The sequence below is a fragment of the Bifidobacterium samirii genome, from assembly GCF_003952945.1.
GTDB lineage: Bacteria > Actinomycetota > Actinomycetes > Actinomycetales > Bifidobacteriaceae > Bifidobacterium > Bifidobacterium samirii.
The window spans coordinates 19,778-37,889 of the sequence record NZ_QXGK01000002.1 but is presented as its reverse complement, the minus strand read 5'-3'; the positions used below and the strand labels follow the sequence as shown (position 1 = coordinate 37,889).

Annotated in this window: 13 protein-coding genes and 4 tRNA genes; 13 read left to right on the top strand and 4 right to left on the bottom strand. The window is 68.2% G+C overall.

Going from position 1 to position 18,112, the window contains the following annotated elements; all coding sequences use genetic code 11:
* Positions 1-75 precede the first annotated feature (75 nt).
* The 3 genes from D2E24_RS01425 (at position 76) to D2E24_RS01415 (ending at position 3,282) form a co-directional block, all read left to right on the top strand.
* Positions 76-960 carry a lysophospholipid acyltransferase family protein gene (locus D2E24_RS01425; protein WP_125967544.1) on the top strand — a complete coding sequence of 295 codons (885 nt, stop codon included), beginning with the start codon at positions 76-78 and terminating at the stop codon, positions 958-960.
* A 122-nt stretch (positions 961-1,082) separates the two neighbouring features.
* Positions 1,083-2,078, top strand: coding sequence for an NAD(P)H-dependent glycerol-3-phosphate dehydrogenase (locus D2E24_RS01420; protein ID WP_125967543.1), 996 nt, complete (start codon positions 1,083-1,085; stop codon positions 2,076-2,078).
* Positions 2,079-2,145: 67 nt separating this feature from the next.
* Positions 2,146-3,282, top strand: coding sequence for a D-alanine--D-alanine ligase family protein (locus D2E24_RS01415; protein WP_125967542.1), 1,137 nt, complete (start codon positions 2,146-2,148; stop codon positions 3,280-3,282).
* A 95-nt stretch (positions 3,283-3,377) separates the two neighbouring features.
* Here the strand turns inward: D2E24_RS01415 and D2E24_RS01410 are convergent, their stop codons facing one another.
* The 3 genes from D2E24_RS01410 to D2E24_RS01400 form a co-directional block, all read right to left on the bottom strand.
* Positions 3,378-4,169, bottom strand: coding sequence for a mechanosensitive ion channel family protein (locus tag D2E24_RS01410; RefSeq protein ID WP_420897461.1), 792 nt, complete (start codon positions 4,167-4,169; stop codon positions 3,378-3,380).
* A gap of 116 nt (positions 4,170-4,285) precedes the next feature.
* On the bottom strand, positions 4,286-4,996 hold the full coding sequence (locus D2E24_RS01405) for a TetR/AcrR family transcriptional regulator (RefSeq protein WP_125967541.1): 711 nt from the start codon (positions 4,994-4,996) through the stop codon (positions 4,286-4,288).
* A 164-nt stretch (positions 4,997-5,160) separates the two neighbouring features.
* Positions 5,161-6,366 carry a DUF2974 domain-containing protein gene (locus tag D2E24_RS01400; RefSeq protein ID WP_125967540.1) on the bottom strand — a complete coding sequence of 402 codons (1,206 nt, stop codon included), beginning with the start codon at positions 6,364-6,366 and terminating at the stop codon, positions 5,161-5,163.
* Between the two features lie 295 nt (positions 6,367-6,661).
* Between D2E24_RS01400 and D2E24_RS01395 the strand changes: the two genes are divergently transcribed.
* The 7 genes from D2E24_RS01395 (at position 6,662) to D2E24_RS01365 (ending at position 12,562) form a co-directional block, all read left to right on the top strand.
* On the top strand, positions 6,662-7,852 hold the full coding sequence (locus tag D2E24_RS01395; RefSeq protein WP_125967539.1) for a pyridoxal phosphate-dependent aminotransferase: 1,191 nt from the start codon (positions 6,662-6,664) through the stop codon (positions 7,850-7,852).
* A gap of 690 nt (positions 7,853-8,542) precedes the next feature.
* Positions 8,543-8,615 (top strand) — tRNA-Gly (locus D2E24_RS01390).
* 45 nt (positions 8,616-8,660) lie between these two features.
* A tRNA-Val gene (locus D2E24_RS01385) sits at positions 8,661-8,732 on the top strand.
* A gap of 43 nt (positions 8,733-8,775) precedes the next feature.
* Positions 8,776-8,848 (top strand) — tRNA-Val (locus tag D2E24_RS01380).
* A 33-nt stretch (positions 8,849-8,881) separates the two neighbouring features.
* Positions 8,882-8,954 (top strand) — tRNA-Ala (locus D2E24_RS01375).
* Between the two features lie 603 nt (positions 8,955-9,557).
* A complete protein-coding gene (locus tag D2E24_RS01370; protein WP_125967538.1) occupies positions 9,558-10,853 on the top strand; it encodes an MFS transporter in 1,296 nt (431 codons plus the stop codon).
* 560 nt (positions 10,854-11,413) lie between these two features.
* Positions 11,414-12,562, top strand: coding sequence for a helix-turn-helix transcriptional regulator (locus D2E24_RS01365; protein ID WP_125967537.1), 1,149 nt, complete (start codon positions 11,414-11,416; stop codon positions 12,560-12,562).
* A 155-nt stretch (positions 12,563-12,717) separates the two neighbouring features.
* Here D2E24_RS01365 and D2E24_RS01360 read toward each other — a convergent pair whose 3' ends face one another.
* Positions 12,718-13,788: a PfkB family carbohydrate kinase gene (locus D2E24_RS01360; RefSeq protein WP_125967536.1), complete on the bottom strand. Its 1,071-nt coding sequence runs from the start codon at positions 13,786-13,788 to the stop codon at positions 12,718-12,720.
* A gap of 296 nt (positions 13,789-14,084) precedes the next feature.
* Between D2E24_RS01360 and rpmB the strand changes: the two genes are divergently transcribed.
* From rpmB to rsmD, 3 genes are all read left to right on the top strand, one after another.
* A complete protein-coding gene (rpmB, locus tag D2E24_RS01355; protein WP_033494579.1) occupies positions 14,085-14,279 on the top strand; it encodes a 50S ribosomal protein L28 in 195 nt (64 codons plus the stop codon).
* Between the two features lie 491 nt (positions 14,280-14,770).
* Positions 14,771-17,359, top strand: a complete 2,589-nt coding sequence (locus tag D2E24_RS01350; RefSeq protein ID WP_125967535.1) for an ATP-dependent DNA helicase RecG — start codon at positions 14,771-14,773, stop codon at positions 17,357-17,359.
* Between the two features lie 10 nt (positions 17,360-17,369).
* Positions 17,370-17,978 (top strand): 16S rRNA (guanine(966)-N(2))-methyltransferase RsmD, encoded by a 609-nt coding sequence (gene rsmD, locus D2E24_RS01345; protein ID WP_125967534.1) that lies wholly within the window; start codon positions 17,370-17,372, stop codon positions 17,976-17,978.
* The last annotated feature ends 134 nt before the right edge of the window (positions 17,979-18,112 follow it).

The following is an 18,112-nucleotide window of genomic DNA, read 5'->3' as shown; positions in this document are numbered from 1 at the left end:
ATCCGGAGCGGCACCTCACCGTCCGAGCGGCGCGTAAGGGCGGCGGCGACGGCGGACGCCGCTACAATGGGGCGCATGGCATCCAAAGGAAAACCGTCGCCGCGCTCCGCGGTCGAACCACTGTCCGACGCGCAGGTCGTCGCGCTCGCGCAACGCCACCGGCTCGTCGACCCGATGCGCGACCGGCCCACCGGCGCCGACCGCCGGTTCAACCAGGCCGAGATCGACGCGCAGAACCCCAAGGCCACCCGCCGCCTCCTCACAGGCGTCGACGTCGTCTTCAACGCCAGCTGCCGCACCCGCGCCTGGGGCCTGGAGAACATCCCCGAAGACGGGCCGTTCATCACCGCAGCCACGCACGTCACCATGTTCGACGTGTTCGTGCCCATGGCCAGCCTCTTCCACATGGGCCGCCGCCCCCGCTACATGGCCAAGGCCGAAATGGCCTCATGGCCGCTCATCGGAAAATGGTTCCGGCTCGTGGGCATGCAGCCCGTGCCGCGCCGCAGCGGCAAGGCCCGCCAGATCGAGGAGACGTCCATCTCCATCCTCACCTCCGGCCGGCCGCTCACCGTCTGGCCCGAAGGCACCGTCACCCGCGACCCGAAGAAGTGGCCGATGAGCATGAAGAACGGCGTCGGCGTCATCGCCCTCGAAGCATCACGCCGACTCGGCCACCAGGTGCCGCTGTTCTGCGCCGTCACCTGGGGTGCCGCCAGCATCAACCACTGGTGGCCGTGGCCGCGCAAGAACGTCGTCATGTGCTACGACACGCGCCTCGACTACGCCGACCTGCTGGCCGATCAGGACCAGTGGGGCGACGAGCCGCCCGCGGCGCTCGCCGACGAACTCACCGAACGCATCCGCGTGCGCATGACCGAGATCATGGCCGAGATCCGCGGCGAGGACGCGCCCGACGGCGTGTGGGACTACCGTCAGATGAAGCGCGTCAAGGCGTAGCGGAACGTAGACGAATACAAGGACGACGGTCCGGTGGGGCCGCCGGCCGGGCGACGCCGTGCGACGGCGGTCGTGAGGCAGGAACACAGCACCCCATGCGGGTCTGAAGTAAGGAGAGTCATATGAAAATCGCAGTGCTCGGTGCAGGCGCATGGGGTACCGCCTTCGGCCAGGTCCTGGCCGACGCCGGCAACGACGTGACGATGTGGGCCATCGAACCGGAGATCGTCGAGGGCATCCGCGACCGTCACCACAATGCGGTGCGCCTGCCCAGCGTGGACCGTCTTCCGGACAACATGACCGCCACCGGCGACCGTGCCGAGGCCGTCGCCGGCGCGAAGATCGTCGTCGTGGCGATCGCCGCGCAGTTCGCGCGCGTCGCCCTCGCCGAATTCAAGGGTCTGATCCCGGACGACGCGGTCGTCGTGAGCCTGATGAAGGGCATCGAACGCACCACCGGCAAGCGTATGGACGAGGCGGTGCGCGAGGCGCTCGACCTGCCGGCCGACCGCTTCGCCGCCGTGTCCGGACCGAACCTGAGCAAGGAGATCGCCGACCGTCAGCCGGCCGCCACGGTCGTCGCATGCGCGGACCTCGACAATGCGCGCATGGTCGCCGCCGCCTGCACCACCGACTATTTCAAGGCGTTCGTCACGACCGACGTGATCGGCCTGGAGATGTGCGGCTCGCTCAAGAACGTGGTCGCGCTGGCCGTCGGCATGGCGCGCGGCGCCGGCTACGGCGAGAACACGGCCGCGATGATCGAGACGCGAGGCCTGGCCGAACTGACCGCGCTGGGCGAGGCGGCGGGCGCCGACCCGAAGACGTTCCGCGGACTGGCCGGCGTGGGCGACCTGATCGCCACGTGCGGCTCCCCGCTGAGCCGCAACTACACGTTCGGCGCGAACCTGGGCCGCGGCATGAGCGTCGAGGAGGCGACCGCCGCGAGCAACGGCGTCGCCGAAGGCGTGCCGACCACCGACGCGGTCGTCGCGCTGGGCCGCGAGCTGGGCGTCGCCACGCCGCTCGCCTCCGCGATGAGCCGCGTCCTGTCCGACGGCATCTCCTGCCAGGAGATGCTCGCCCTGCTGTTCGACGGCGACGTCACCGAGGAGTAGTCTGACTGACGGAAACGGTCCGCCGGGACGGCGGGCGCGACGGAAGGAAGGATGGGCAAGGACCCTTATGGCCAGGAAGCGCATTGTGGTGATGTACGGCGGCAAGGCCGACGAGCATTCGATCTCCTGCATCTCGACCGCGGGCGTGCTGCGCGCGCTCGACGCCGACCGGTTCGAAGCGGTGCCGGTCGGCATCACCAAGACCGGTGAGTGGATCGTCGACGGCGAGGACCCGCGCGAATGGAACCTCGCGGACGGACTGCCCGTCGTCGAGGCGACCGAAGGCAGCCGCCGCGTGGTGCTCGACATCGCGCTCGGCAAGGACGGCTTCCTCGCCCGTAACGCCGACGGCACACTCGAATCGCTCGGCCACATCGACGCCGTGTTCCCCGTGCTGCACGGCCCGTACGGCGAGGACGGCACCATCCAGGGCCTGTTCGAGATGATGGGCGTGCCGTACGTGGGCTGCGGCGTGCTCGCCTCCGCCGCGTGCATGGACAAGCACTACACGAAGACGCTGCTGGCCGCCGCCGGCATCCCCGTCGCCCCCGGCATCACCATCGACGCGCGCGGCTACGACGAGGCGTCCGGATTCGCCGCCGACATGCCTGCGCTGATGGCGCGCATCGCCGAGGCGGGACTCGCGTACCCGCTGTTCGTCAAGCCGTCGCGCGCCGGCTCCAGCTTCGGCGTGACCAAGGTCGAGCATGAGGGCGACGCGGCCGAACTCGCCGCAGCCGTGCTCGAGGCGAGCCGCCACGACTGGCGCATCCTCATCGAACAGGGCATCGACGCGCGCGAGATCGAATGCGCGGTGCTGCGCGACAAGGCCGGAGAGACGCCGCGCGCCAGCCTGCCCGGCGAGATCGTGCTCGACCGTCGCGCCGGCGGCGACGACCAGTTCTACGACTTCGACAGCAAGTACATGGACGCCGACGCCAGCCATGTCGAAGTGCCGGCCGACGCGCCCGCCGACGTGCTCGAACGCGTGCGCGACATCGCGGTGCGCGCGTTCGAGGCGGTCGACGGCATGGGTCTGAGCCGCGTCGACTCGTTCGTCACGCCCGACGGCGAGATCATGGTCAACGAGATCAACACGATGCCCGGCTTCACGCCGATCTCCATGTATCCGAAGGCGTGGGATGCGACCGGCATCGACTACACGACGCTCATCACCACGCTCATCGACGGCGTGACCGAGTAGTCAGGCGCGTACGTCACGCACGTTATGCACGTAACGCAGTGGGCCCCTCCGGAGATTCCGGAGGGGCCCACTGACATTCAGGAGGGCGTCGGCGGTCAGGCGCCGACGGCGGCGCGCTGCTCCAGGAAGTCGGCGCCGGCGATCGCGCGGGCCGCGCAGTCACGCACGGTCGAATGGAGCACGCCGTCGGCGGCGAACACGAGCACCTGGCCTTCGATGCCGTACGGGGAGAAGCCGGTGAACTTGACCACCGGCGTCGACCCCGGCAGGGCGAGGCCGCGTTCGTCGGTCGCCCGCTGCACCGCATCGACGATGCGCGCGGCGATCGCGTCCGCATCGCCGCCGCCCTTCGCGGTGAACGGGACCGTCACCAGACACTCGTTGCTCGGGTCGAGCTTGGCGAGCGACGCCGAGTTCATCACCGCGTTGGGGATGACCATCTCGTTGCCGTTGCGCTCGCGCACGACGGTCTGCCGCCAGGTGATGTCCTTGACGACGCCGGTCGTGCCGGCGACGGTCACCCGGTCGCCGGGCTGGATGACGTTGCCGAACATCATCGTGAAGCCGCCGATCACGTTCGCGATCGTGTCCTTCAGACCCAGCGACACGGCGATGCCGCCGACACCGAGGGCGGTCATCAGCGACGTCGGGTTGATGCCGAACACCGGCTGCAGCACGGTCGACACGGCGAACGCCCACACGAGCACGCGCATGATGTTCACGAAGATCGACGCGCTGGGGATGCTGGTGCGGTCGAGCGCCTTGCGCAGCAGACGGCCCAGCACGCGCGTCACCGCCCACGCGGCGAACGCGACGACCAGCAGGAAGATGATGCGGCCGGCGTTGGCGGTCAGCCAGCGCATCGCGGCGCTCATCTCGCCGGTCATCGCGTCGGTGACGTCGGCCGTCACGTCGGTGGAGTCGTCGCCGTCGGCGAGAGCCGCGGCGGCGTTGACGATGGCGCTGTTGATGGCGCCGCTGATGACGGCGTGGGGGAGGACGGTCATGCGTCGGTGCCTTTCTGCGGTCGGACGGCGGCGGTGTCGGCGTCGGCTGTGTCGATGACGGCGGACGGGCCGGCCGCTCCGGCGACGTCGTCGCGGAAGATGCGCCGCCACGAGGAGAGCATGTCGGCCTTCGACATCGACAGGCACAGGCCCATCGCGAGCATCGCCAGATCCTCGTTGAGCAGGTCCTCGGGTTCGATCCGGTCCGACAGCTCCGGCCAGCGCCGCAGCACGGCGAGCAGGCCGCCGACGGTGAAGTCGAGCATGAGTTCGGTCTTCAGGTCGACGCGCTCCGGGTCGACCTGCAGCGTGTCGACGAGCGTGAGCCGGCCGAAGTCGCGCAGCGAGTCGACGAGCTCGGGCGAACTGTGCGGGCCGGCGATGAGCGCGAGACGACCGATGCGCTGTCGTGCGGCCGGGTCGCGCATCGCCTCGTCCATGTTGGCGCGCCACGTCTCGCCCGGGTCGGAATCCGGGCCGGGGATCGCAGGCCGCGCCTGCTGCATGAGATGCATGATGGCCGAATCGGCGAGCTCCGGCAGGCCGCTGTAATGGTAGTAGAACGAATTGCGGTTGACGCCGGCCTCGCGCACGATGTCGGTGACGGTGATCCTGCGGTATTCGCGGTCGGCGAGCAGCTCCCAGAACGCGTTCTCCATACGGTCCTTGGCGGGCAGCAGCTCCGAATCGTTGCGTGGGCGTGGCATGGCGGCGCTCCTTTCCGTACGTGCCGGGGTCGGCTATCCGCCCACCTATGATAGTCGGATATTCGACATGATGTCGCAATTACGCCGCCGGCGTGGACGCCGCGGCCGTCAACGGCGCAGTGACGCCGTGACGTATGCCGGCGCGACGGTCGCCGACGCGGCCGTCAGCGGCGCGACACCTTCGTATTGCGCGCCAACGCCGCCGTCAGCAGGATCATCATCGCCTGCGTGATGTTGCGCCGGTCCTCGCCGCTCAACCCGACGAACGCGCCCAGCATCTCCGGAATCGCCTTCGGACCCGCCTCGACCATGTCGCCGATGTTGTCGGCGCCGCTTGCGGCCATCACCGAGAACATCGCATCCACCGCATGCTCGCGCTGCTCCTGCGTCAGATCCGCCATCCAACGGTTCAACGACTCGTTGAACAGGTGCGAGCTGGCCGCCAGATCCTCCACCTGTACGAACTCGCCGCCGCGCATCTGCCACGAGAACGCGAAATGCTGCATCAGCCCCTCCACGTCCGACTTGACGACCGTGCAGCGCTCCGGCGTCTCCAGCACCATGCCGATCACCGACGAATCCGGCACGATCTTGACGATCCGGTCGCGCACGCGCGCATACTCGCAGCCATGCACCACGTCCGCCGGAAACCCCGGACCGTCCAGCGAATAGACCGTGCGCACGCGTTCGCGCACCTCATCCGGCGCGTTCATCGCCGCATACACCGCCAGATTGCCGCCCTTCGAATGGCCCATGAGCACGATCGGCCCGTCCCACAGGGCCGCCACGCGCGTCAGATAATCCGCCGCCGACACCTGCCCCGGCACCGGATACTGGAAGGCCATGTTGAAATCCTCCTTCCAGCCGACCAGCGAATCATCCGTGCCGCGGAACGCGATCGCCAGCGTGCCGTCCGGCAGCCGGTAGGTGAGCGCCGCGAACTGCGTCTGCGCCCGCGGGTCGAAACGCTCGTAGAACGCGTTCATCTCCACTGACGCGAACCGCGGATTCGCCGCGGCCGCACGGTAGAAGTCATGCGTGACCTGCGGATCGACGATGCTCACCACGTTCACGTCATGGTCGCGCGTCACCACGCCCTGATGCAGCAGGTCGTCCGCCGATTCGAGCGTCATCCCCGCATACGGCGGCCGGCGCAGCGCGCGCAGCGACGCGAGCGGCCGACGCACGTCGAACGCGCGCAGCCGGCGCGGCAGCGACCCGTAGCGGGCCGACAGATTATCCAGACGCGGCACCTCGTCGGGCACGTCGTCGTACACCAGCAGCGACAGGACCAGCGCGTCGGCCGCGCCGAACGGCACCGTGGCGAACCGGCGCGTCTCCGTACGCACGTAATCGACGATATTGCCCATCACCGGCCCCCTTCGTCAGATGCCCGTCAGCGCGCGGCGGCCGATCACGGCGGCGCGCGCATTCCACCCCATCATAACGACCGGCCGCGGCGGGGCCGTGACGCCGTCCGCGACGTCATGCCCACGGCGAACGTCGGCGGCGGACATGCGACGGACGTGCGGCCGACATACGTTTCGGGGGCGACGGCGCCGCCGACGAGGACGCCGACGATGCCGGATGCGCGGCGGCGGGACGATACGCGCGATTATGCGGCGACGGTGGTAGAAACGAACCATACCCGCCAAAGGAGGACCGATGATCAACGAACACTACAAAGCCATGCTCGGCGGCAAATCCGTCATCCGCAGCCTGAGCGAATACGCCACCGCGCGCGGCGCCGAAATCGGCTACGACAACGTCTACGACTATTCCCTCGGCAACCCGAGCGTGCCCTGCCCGCCCGCCTACACCGACGCGACCATGGCCCTCTACCGCGACGCCGACCCCGTCGCCCTCCACGGCTACAGCCCGTCCCTCGGCATCCCGTCCGTGCGCAAGGCCATCGCCGACAGCCTCGACCGACGCTTCGGCATGGACTACACCGCCGACCACATCTTCCCGACCACCGGCGCCGCCGGGGCGCTCGCCCACGCGCTGCGCTGCGTCACCGCGCCCGGCGACGAGGTCATCACGTTCGCGCCCTACTTCCCCGAATACCAGCCGTACGTGGCCGGCTGCGGCGCGCGGCTGACCGTCGTGCCCGCCGACACGGACACGTTCCAGATCAACTTCAACGCGTTCGAACAGGCGATGAACCCGGCCGTGACCGCCGTGCTCATCAACACGCCCAACAACCCGTCCGGCGCCGTCTACTCGGCCGCCACGCTCGAACGGCTCGCGGCGGTCCTGACCGCCAAGCAGGCCGAATACGGGCACGACATCTTCCTCATCAGCGACGAACCATACCGCGAGATCGTCTTCGACGGCGGCACGCAGCCGTACCCGAGCCGCTACTACGACAACACGCTCAGCTGCTACTCGTGGTCCAAGTCGCTCAGCCTGCCCGGCGAGCGCATCGGCTACGTGGCCGTCAACCCGCGCGCCACCGACGCCGAGCTCATCGTGCCGATGTGCGGGCAGATCAGCCGCGGCACCGGCCACAACTGCCCCGCGTCCAGCGTGCAGCTCGCCGTCGCGCAGGTCGTCGACATGACCAGCGACCTGAGCGTGTACGAGACGAACATGAACCTGCTGTACGACGCGCTCACCGGCATCGGCTTCGACGTGGTGCGCCCCGGCGGCACGTTCTACATCTTCCCCAAGGCGCTCGAGGACGACGCGACCGCGTTCTGCATGAAGGCCAAGGAATACGACCTGATCCTCGTGCCGTCCGACAGCTTCGGCGTGCCCGGCCACTTCCGCATGGCCTACTGCATCGACACCGAGAAGGTGAAGCGGTCGATCCCGGTGCTGGAGCGGTTCGCGCACGAGGTGTACGGGCTGTAGGGGGTGTAGGGACGTAGCTGTAGGGGTGCGGGGTGGTGCCTTCCGGCGGTTCCTTCCGGTGGTCTCGCCGGGGATCCTGGTGGGAAACCGGCCACGCCCCGACTCCGCGGCGCCGAACCTTCGCAACGGACGCGCAATCGCGCGGCCTGCGTGTCCGTTGTGAGGTTTGACCGCTCCGGAACTTCGCAACGGGCGCGCACGCGTCTCGATTGCGTGCCGAAAAGGAGGATTCGGTTGTTGCTCGATGCCGTCATCGGCGGCTGCAACTGAATCCCGCCCTCCCTCCTCTGAATTCTCGCAGCGGGCGCGCGATCGTACGGCCTGCGTGTCCGTTGCGAGGTTTCACCGCTCCGGAACTTCGCAACGGGCGCGCATGTGTCTCGATCGCGTGCCGAAAAGGATGTTTGGGCGGTTCCGCCGCTCACGTTCCTCGCGCAATCGGCATGCCTGCGCTGGGAACGTGAGCGTTCAGGCCGTCCGGATGTCACTTTGCTCGCGCACACGTGTCGATTGCGCTGGGAAAATGAGGATTCGGCCGGTGTTCGGGCTGAAAAACGGAGGATTGAGTTGGTGTCCGACGCCGGTGAAAGCTGGGAGAAACCGTTGGAATTGCAGGCGACACGCCGTGATTTGCGTGATGGTGGGGGTTCGCGTATATTAATCACTCGTTGCCCCACGGGGTGACAGATTGCGGACATAGCTTAGTTGGTAAAGCGCAACCTTGCCAAGGTTGAGACCGCGGGTTCGAGTCCCGTTGTCCGCTCGATTGTTCGACTGACCGGAGAGATTTGGTCGGTCGCGCAGGCCCGGGCGGTTGGCGCAGTGGTAGCGCACTTCCCTGACACGGAAGGGGTCACAAGTTCGAATCTTGTATCGCCCACGGATGCCGAAGTGATTCGGCGTCTCCAAATTGAACATCGCTCGGGCGATTGGCGCAGCGGCTAGCGCACTTCGTTCACACCGAAGGGGTCGTAGGTTCGATTCCTACATCGCCCACGACCTGCGGTTCGCCGTGATGGGTTCAATTCTGGGGCTATGGCGCAGCTGGTAGCGCATCTCCATGGCATGGAGAGGGTCAGGGGTTCGAATCCCCTTAGCTCCACAGACAAGTGGCCGGTCGGAAACGACTGGCCACTTTCGTATATCCGCCGATATTCCCCAACGACCGGCCGACATCGTGAGTCGGCGAGTCTATCGTTGCGTGGGATCATCCGTCTCTTACGGATTGCGACGCTGATCCGTCGTTTTGCGTCGCAATCCGTAGCATTCATCCCATGTCCATACGGATTGCGACGCTACGGGCGTGTGTCGCGTCGCAATCCGTAAGAGTCGCCCGACTCGTGTACAAGTTGCGACGCGGGGAGCCGGTCTGCGTCGCAACCCGTATGATCGATGCGGTTCATGTGTGGATTGCGACATGGGGAAGGGGCCTGTAGTAGGGTTCATCGTCGGCGGCGAGCACCACAATTGACTATCGGCGTACATTAGTCAAGTATGGGTCGGTGTTGACGGACCGTCGGCGAGCTATCGGCAGACTGTTGTCGGATTGCCGGTGGACTGCTGTCGGACCGTCGACGGATTGTCGTCGGACCGTCGGCGGATTGTCGGCAGCCCGCCGCGGAACGTTCATCCGGCGTTCATCCGACCCGCGGACGGACGCAAGCCGTCGCCCGCTACGATGGAACGAACGAAGGTCAGGAGTGGTATGACGCAATCCGAACGCAGCACGACGCCCACGGAGGCGGTCGAGACCCCCGCGCCCGGCGCGCGGCTCACGGCCCGCGAGAAGCGCTGGATCCTGTACGACGTGGGCAACTCCGCGTTCGTGCTGCTGTCGACCGCGGTCACGCCGATCTACGCCAGCTCGCTCATGCCCGACGACGGCGACATCGTGTCCGCGTGGGGCTACGCGCAGACGATCGCCTCGCTGGTGATCGCGCTGCTCATGCCGCTGCTCGGCTCGATCGCCGACGTGCAGGGCATGAAGGTGCGGTTCTTCATCGGATTCTTCGGCACCGGCGCGATCGCATGCGCGGCGATGGCGCTGCCGCTGGCGTGGCTGCCGTTCCTCGTCGTCTACATCCTCGCCACGATCGGCTTGAACGGTTCGCTCACGTTCTACGATTCGATGCTCGTCGACACGACCACGAACGAGCGGATGGACAAGGTGTCGTCGCACGGCTACGGCTGGGGGTACATCGGGTCGACGATCCCGTTCATCGGCTGCATCGCGCTGATCTTCGGCGGCCCGTCGCTGCTCGGCTGGTCGACCGAGGCGTGCACGCGCGCGTCGTTCGTCGTCACCGCCCTCTGGTGGGTGCTGTTCACGATCCCGCTGCTCACCGGCTACCGTCAGGTCCACTACCGCGCCACGCGCGACCGGCTCGGCGAGGCGGTGCGCGGCACGTTCCGCGAGCTCGGCTCCACATTCGGCTCGATCCGGCGCAACAAGCCGCTGTGGATGTTCATGATCGCGTTCTTCTTCTACATCGACGCGGTGAACACGGTCATCTCGATGAGCACGTCGTACGGCACGCAGCTGGGCATCGATTCGACGCAGCTGGTCGTGGCGCTGCTCGTCACCCAGTTCGTCGCGTTCCCGTGCGCGATCCTGTACGGTCGTCTCGCCGGCCGCTACGGGTGCAAGCCGATGATCGTCGTCGCGGTCGTCGCGTACATGTGCATCGTGTTCTTCGCCGCGTTCTTCCTGCGTTCGGCCACCGAGTTCTGGATCCTGGCGATCCTGGTGGGCATGTTCCAGGGCGGCATCCAGGCGCTGTCGCGCTCCTACTACGGCAGGCTGATCCCCAAGTCGCACGCCAACGAGTACTACGGCTTCTACGACATCTTCGGCAAGACCGCGTCGATCATCGGCACGTTCCTCGTGGCCACCACGACGACGCTGTCCGGCAGCGCGTCGCTCGGCGTCCTGTCGATCGCGCTGCTGCTCGTCGCCGCGCTCGTCTTCCTGCTGCTCCAGAAGGACCCGACCCGCGCCTGAGCGGCGGCGGTCCGCCAGCGACGTGGCCGCCGTTGCGTTCAAAGCGTCATGTTCCCAGCGCAATCGGCACGTCTGCGCGAGCAAAGTGACATCCGGGCGTCCTGAAGACTCATGTTCCTCGCGCAGGCATGCCGATTGCGCGAGGAACGTGAGCGGCGGAATCCCTCAAACGTCCTTTTCGGCACGCAATTGAGATGCGTGCGTGCCCGTTGTGAAGTTCCGGCATGGCGAGACTTCACAACGGACACGAGGGTCGTGCGATCGCGCGTCCGTTGCGAAGGTTCGTCGTCGCGGCTGATGGCGCGGCCGGCATTGCGGTGGACGATACGGCTGACAATGCCCCGATATCGTTGGAATCACGCGGATGCAACCGTTGGTTGCATGCGATTTCCGGGCGCATCGCCGACTGCAACCACAAGATGGTGGCGCAGCCACGGCGCGCCGTGCATGATGGGAGCATCGACCACGGAGAACGGCATCGTCGGGACGGCATCGCGCCGGAACGACGGTGCGGCCGGCCGCGCCTGACCGGGCGGCCGGCCCAAGCAAAGGACGGCATCATGAGCTTCCGCACGAATCTGCAATACCTGCGCACCCGGCGCAACCTCACCCAGGAGCGGCTGGCGATGCTGCTGGGCGTCTCGCGGCAGGCGGTCTCCAAATGGGAGTCGGAGAAGGCGTATCCGGAGATGGACAAGCTGCTCATGATCTGCGACCTGTTCGGCTGCACGCTCGACGACCTGGTCATGGGCGACGTGAGCCGCCCGTCCGGCGCGTCCACGGCGGCGTCCGGCACTTCAGGTCGGGACGCCGGAGCCGATGCGACGGCGGGCGAATCCGGTGGCGGGTCGCCGGATGATGCGGATGCTGCGAATGATGATGCGGACGATCCGACCATCGTCGGCCCGGCAACGCCGGCCATCCCATTCGGGTCGCCGGCCGCGCAGGACGTGACCGGCTACGACGAGCATCGCCGCTCGTTCGCGATGCGTCTCGCCGTCGGCGTCGGCGCGATCATCGCCGGCACGGCCGCGGCCGCCCTGTTCGACGACACGGCGTCGATCCTGGGCGACAGCCCGCTCAACGACCTGCTGACCTTCGCATGCATCGCCGTCGGCGTGGTCGCCGGCCTCGCCCTCATCGTCCCCGCCTGCATGGGCCACGCCGCGTTCCGGCGTGCCCACCCGTACGTCGAGGACTTCTACACGATGCGCGATCACGAGACGGGCGCGCGGCGTCTCGCCGTCGCGGTCGTCGCCGGCATCGCGGCCATCATGACCGGCGTGGGCGTCACCACCTGGGCGGACGGCATGCTGGGACAGGATGATGGCTGGCCGGCCGCCGTCATGCTGCTGGCGTGCGCGATCGGTGTGACGCTGTTCGTATGGGGCGGCGTCCTGCACGCGATGCTGGACATCGGCGGCTACAACAGGGAGGCGGAGAAGGAGGCACACGAACGCGAGGGGCGCGCCGACTTCTACGACGTGCTGACCGGCGCGGTGTGCGGCGTGATCATGCTCGTCGCGACCATCGCGGGACTGTGGCTGCTGTTCACCGGCGCGATCGGCGCGGACGGCCGGATGGACTGGGACGCCGCCGGAGACACGGCGGCCACGAACCTGTTCTGGCTGCCGTGGCCGATCGGTGGCCTGCTGTGCGGCATCGCGGTGCTGATCATCCAGGTCGTCCGGCGGCGCGGCGACCGGTAGGCCGGACCGAAGCCGGCGCGCAGTCCTGCGGCGAGACGGCGAATATGCGTGACGGGTGCGATCCGATGGGGATCGCACCCGTCACGCATATACGTACGGTTCGGCCGGTTCGGCCGGTTCGCGCGAACCGTCGGCGCGCGAACCGGCCGCGACGGTCAGTCCTTCGCAGGACGCGGATCCTCGCGTTCGACCAGCTCGATCGCCTCCTCGTAGTCGGGGCAGACGGGCACGCCGTCGACCGCGCGCCGGATCGCCAGCGACGCGGCCGCGTTGGCGATGCGCACCGCGTCGACGAGCGACCATCCGCGCGCCAGCATCGCGCACGTCACGCCCGTATGGCACGAACCGGCGGACCGTTTGTGCGTCGCCTTCGTCGGATAGCCCTCGACGTGGATGACGTCGCCGCCGGGCGTGCGCACCCACGCGCCGCGCGCGCCGGCCCGCACGATCAGCGGCGCCCGCAGCGTCTCGCCGAGCGCGCCGCACAGGTCGGTCATCGCCCGGTCGAACCCGCCGCCGACGGTCAGACCCGCGTTCGGGTCGACCGGCGCGCCCAGCCGGTCGGCCAGCGTGCGCGCCTCCTGACGGTTGCACGACCAGATGGGCCGCGCCAGCACCAGATCCTCGAGCAGCTGGTCGTTGACGAGCGAGAGCGTGTTGGTCGGGTTGAGCACGATCTGGTAGCCGCGCGCCTTCGGATCGGTGCCGGCGCGCTGCACGAACTCGTCGACGCCGGCCGCCGTATGGTCCATCAGCGTGTTGCCGCTGATGTGCACCACGTCGCCGTCGGCCGGCTCCACGCAGTCGAACGTCGTATGGTCGCCCTGCGCTTCGGCGCCGTACGTGGCGATGAACGTCTTGCGGCCGTCCTCGTCGCCCAGGACGAGCCGGAAGCCGGAATCCGCGTCGATGCGGTCCTGGCCGATGTGCACGATGCCTTCGCGCTCGAAGTCGCGGCGGATGATGTCGGCCCACGGTCCGGTGCCGATGATGCCGGCATGCCGCGCCCTGACGCCCATGCCGGTGACCGCCTGCAGGATGCGGTAGCTGCCGCCGACGGCCGCCGCGGTGCCGTGCGACACGGCGAATCCGCCCGGCTTGGGTACGCTGTCGACTCCCATCATGATGTCGACCCACACGTGGCCGAGCGAGATGACCGCATGGTCGGGCCGTCCGTCGAGCTCCTCGAACTGGCGTGCGAACCGTTCCGCGATGCGACTGAGCATGGCATCCTCCTTGATTGCCCCCGTCGGGCCTGATGGCCCGTTCACGTTGTACGACAAGTGTATGGACGTTTCCTGAACGCGGCAATGGTCACTGGGGATGATTCCGTATGGGAGCGTATGGGAGCCGGACGTGCAGGGGCGGCGTGCGCAGGGTCGGAAGGGCGGCGGGATCCGGGTGACGTTTGCATTGTCCGCGGCCTCGCGGTATAGTGGGGAAGTTGTGTGTTCGGGCATGCCATACCAGGTGCGTCCGAATGCAAGACTTGCAAGTCAAAGAACATTATAGGGAGTCCAACATGGCAGCTCGTTGCGCAGTGTGCGGCAAGGGACCGCAGACCGGTTTCACCGTTTCGCATTCGCATATCCGCAATAAGCGCACCTTCCGCCCGAACCTGCAGCCGGTTCGCACCACGGTCGACGGCCAGAACGTCCGCCTTCGCGTGTGCGTCAAGTGCCTGAAGGCTGGCAAGGTTCAGCGCGTGGCCGCGTGAATCGCGAGATAGCAAGCTTAAACCCCGGGAATCGCAAGATTCCCGGGGTTTTGTGTTTCCGGGACCGGTCGACTGCATCATGCCGTCGGCATGCTTCATCCGCAACGACGGCCCGATCGGACTGCGGTCTGCACGCGTTCTGACGCGGCTCCTCGCATTACGGCGTGTGAGGGCCATGCTGTTCCTTCTGCCGGTCGAATCAGCATGAATTCCCGATCTGAGGGGAGAAATGAGGGCCTTGCACGCTTCTTCCGGCCATCTGAGGGGAAAGCCTCTCCCGGGCCGAGAGCCGAAAGCCAAGGGTTTCCAGCCGAAAAGACCCAAAAAGACCCGATACGGCCAAAGATCTCCGGACGGACCATCCCCTCAGAAGACCGAAAGAAGCATGCAAGGCCTGATTCTTCCCCTCACAAGGCCGATTGCCTCGTGGCAGCGCCCCACTACGTCACCGCTGCGGCCGCTGTCGGCGCGAACGGCCACAATGGTGCCCCATGGGCATTACGATGGACACCTCCGTATCGTCGCTCCTGACGAACAAAAGGCGCGTCGGCGCGCTCAAGGCACTGGGCATCGTCACCGTAGGCGACGCCCTGACCTACTATCCGTTCCGCGTCAGCCCGCCCGTCCCCGCCCGCGCGCTGCGCGAGGCACGCGTCGGCGAGGCGATGGCGTTCGCCGCCGTCGTACGCGAATCGCGCGTCATCCCGATGAACGGCCGCCGCGGATTCCGCCTCGTCGCCACCGTCGACGACGCCGCGTTCGCCGCGAGCCGCCGCATCCCCGGATCGAGCGCCGAACTCGTGTTCTTCTCCGGCCGCAAATCGTTCATCGACTGGACCGCCATGCGACTGCGCGTCGGCGCGACCGTCGTCATCGCCGGCCAGCCGAGCGAATACAACGGACGACTCCAGTTCACCCACCCGCAGATCGTGACCGTCGCACCCCAATCCGTGGGCGGAGCCGACGCCGCCGGCGGCGAGTCGGCGATGTTCATCCCCGCCACCTCGTCGCTGCGCCACGATGCCGACGACGTGCGCACCGGCCTGGAACGCGTCTGTCGCCCGCGACCCGTCTACCACGCCACGTCCCGCATCTCCAGCGACCACATCCACGAGACCATCGTCGGCTTCCTGCGGGCGCTCGCCGACGGTAACGGTGCGGACGACGGCGCCGGTCCGGCCGGCCCGGCTGATCCGGCCGGCCCGTCCGCGCCCGGCGCGTCTGCCGCCGCCGGCTTCGCCGACGACGACGCGCTGCGGCCGCGTCCCGTCCCATCCGCGGCCGTCCTGCCCGACATCCTGCCGGAACGGGTGCGCGCCGAACGCGGGCTCATGCACCGCTCCGACGCGTTCGCAGCGATCCACGACCCCGACACGACCGCCGAATTCGACCGTGCGATCGCCACGATGCGCTACGAGGAGGCGTTCATCTGCCAGACCGCGCTCCTGCGCGCCCGCCGCGACGCGCAGGACAGCGCCGCCGAACCGTGCGCCGACACCGCGCTGCGCGACCGGTTCATCGCCTCCCTCCCGTTCGACCTGACCGCCGGCCAGCGTGCCGTCGTCGACGACATCGCCGCCGACATGGCTGCCGACCGGCCCATGCAGCGCCTCCTGCAGGGCGAGGTCGGCTCCGGCAAGACCGTCGTCGCGCTCGCCGCGATGCTCCAGGCCGTCGGATCGGGCCGGCAGGCCGTGCTCGTCGCGCCCACGCAGGTGCTCGCCGAACAGCATCACGCGACCATCTGCCGCATGATCGCCGCACTCGGCGCGCCCGCCGACGGGGGAGAAGGCGGCGACACCGTTGTCTCCGCCGGCACCCGCGCCGCCGGCCGGACCGGCCGCGCCGCCGACCCGCACGCGCGCGACATCCCCGACATCCCCGTCATCCTGCTCACCGGCGGCATGAAGCTCGCCGCACGCCGCCGCGCGCTCGCCCAGACCGCCAGCGGCACGCCGTGCATCGTCGTCGCCACGCACGCCGCGTTCTCCAAGACGTTCCAGGCACCCAACCTCGCGCTCGCCGTGATCGACGAACAGCACCGGTTCGGCGTCGAACAGCGCGAATCGCTGCGCGCGAAAAGCGACCGCAGCCCGCACCTGCTGGTCATGACCGCGACCCCCATCCCGCGCACCGCCGCGATGACCTGGTTCGGCGACCTCGACATCTCCTGGCTGACCGAACTGCCCGGCGGACGCAAACCGATCCGCACGGTCGTCGTACCTGAAGCCGACTCGCATACGATGGGCCGCATGTTCGCGCACCTGCGCCGGCGCATCGACGCGGGGGAGCGGGCGTACATCGTGTGCCCGCGCATCGACCCGGACACCGACCCCGATGCCGACGACGCCCCCGACGGACGCGCGGCAGCCGCCGACGACGGCACGGCGGACGGCATCGGCGTGTACGACGAATCCGACGCGTACGCCGGACTCGAAGCCGGCGTCACCGACCAGCCGACCCGCCCGCCGCTGCACGCCGTCAGTGAGATCGCCGCCCGACTGCAATCCTTGCCGCAGTTCGCCGGCATCCGCTTCGCCACGCTCACCGGACGCGACGATGACGCGACCAAACAGCAGGTCATGGCGTCGTTCGCCGACGGCGACACGCCAGTGCTCGTCGCCACCACCGTCATCGAAGTCGGCGTGGACGTGCCCGAAGCGAGCTGCATCGTCATCTTCGACGCCGACCGCTACGGCCTGTCCCAACTCCACCAGCTGCGCGGACGCGTCGGCCGCGGCGGCACCAACAGCTGGGCGTTCCTCATCTCGCGCGCCGAACCCGCCACACCCGCCGAAGCACGACTGGGCGTCATCCAAGGCACGCTCGACGGCGCCGAAATCGCTCAGGCCGACCTCGAATTCCGCGGCGCCGGCGACGTGCTCGGCGACGCGCAGTCCGGCGGCAAGAGCAGCCTCAAACTGCTGCGCGTAGTCAAGGACGCCGACCTGATCGCCGACGCGCGCACGCGGGCCGCCGCACTGCTCGCCGCCGACCCCGACCTGCACGGCGAGACGCAGCTCGCCGGCGCGGTCCTCGACTTCACGCGCGGCAACGAGACGTTCCTCACGTCCAACTAGAGTCAAGCCCATGCGAGTGATTTCAGGACGATTCAAAGGCGTGGCGCTGACCACCCCCAAGTCGGTGACCCGCCCCACCACCGACCGCACCAAGGAGGCGATCTTCTCCCGATTCGACTCGTGGGGCGTCCTCGACGACGCGCGCGTACTCGACCTGTTCGCCGGCACCGGCGCTCTCGGCGTCGAAGCGCTCAGCCGCGGCGCGCGCGAACTCGTCGCCGTGGAAGCCAACGGGCCGGCCGCCGCGCTCGTCGCCAAGACCCTCACCGCGCTCAAGCACCATCGCGCGTGGGAGACGGGCATGAGCGCGCGCGTGATCCGCGCCAAGGCGGAACGCTACGTGGACGCGGGCGACGCGCGACCGTTCGACGTGATCCTCATCGACCCGCCGTACGCGTTCGCCACCGACGCCTGCGACGCGCTGCTCGCCGGACTCGCCTCCGGCGGACTGGCCGGCGACGGCACGGTGATCATGCTGGAACGCTCCGTACGCTCCGACGACCCGACCCCGCCGGAAGGCTGGGAGATCTCCGAACGCCGCGACTACGGCGAGACCGCCGTGTTCTACATCGAACGCGGCGAGGAGGAGTCCGAAACGCCGGGCGAGGTGTCGGAGTAGATGGCGGAGTAAGGATGTCCGGACTTGGGCAGCCGGATGTCGGACATCTCAGCGGCGAACGTCTGACATGGACGTTCAACACTTACGGGAGCGGGGAGCGGCGTTTGTGGTCATGAGTTCTTGCCGGATCATAT

Coding starts and splice junctions, on each gene's coding strand:
- D2E24_RS01395 (WP_125967539.1), top strand. CDS start 6,662: ATGATCAACGAACACTACAAAGCCATGCTCGGCGGCAAATCCGTCATC.
- D2E24_RS01415 (WP_125967542.1), top strand. CDS start 2,146: ATGGCCAGGAAGCGCATTGTGGTGATGTACGGCGGCAAGGCCGACGAG.
- D2E24_RS01410 (WP_420897461.1), bottom strand. CDS start 4,169: ATGACCGGCGAGATGAGCGCCGCGATGCGCTGGCTGACCGCCAACGCC.
- D2E24_RS01420 (WP_125967543.1), top strand. CDS start 1,083: ATGAAAATCGCAGTGCTCGGTGCAGGCGCATGGGGTACCGCCTTCGGC.
- D2E24_RS01365 (WP_125967537.1), top strand. CDS start 11,414: ATGAGCTTCCGCACGAATCTGCAATACCTGCGCACCCGGCGCAACCTC.
- D2E24_RS01360 (WP_125967536.1), bottom strand. CDS start 13,788: ATGCTCAGTCGCATCGCGGAACGGTTCGCACGCCAGTTCGAGGAGCTC.
- D2E24_RS01400 (WP_125967540.1), bottom strand. CDS start 6,366: ATGGGCAATATCGTCGATTACGTGCGTACGGAGACGCGCCGGTTCGCC.
- D2E24_RS01370 (WP_125967538.1), top strand. CDS start 9,558: ATGACGCAATCCGAACGCAGCACGACGCCCACGGAGGCGGTCGAGACC.
- rpmB (WP_033494579.1), top strand. CDS start 14,085: ATGGCAGCTCGTTGCGCAGTGTGCGGCAAGGGACCGCAGACCGGTTTC.
- D2E24_RS01405 (WP_125967541.1), bottom strand. CDS start 4,996: ATGCCACGCCCACGCAACGATTCGGAGCTGCTGCCCGCCAAGGACCGT.
- D2E24_RS01350 (WP_125967535.1), top strand. CDS start 14,771: ATGGGCATTACGATGGACACCTCCGTATCGTCGCTCCTGACGAACAAA.
- rsmD (WP_125967534.1), top strand. CDS start 17,370: ATGCGAGTGATTTCAGGACGATTCAAAGGCGTGGCGCTGACCACCCCC.
- D2E24_RS01425 (WP_125967544.1), top strand. CDS start 76: ATGGCATCCAAAGGAAAACCGTCGCCGCGCTCCGCGGTCGAACCACTG.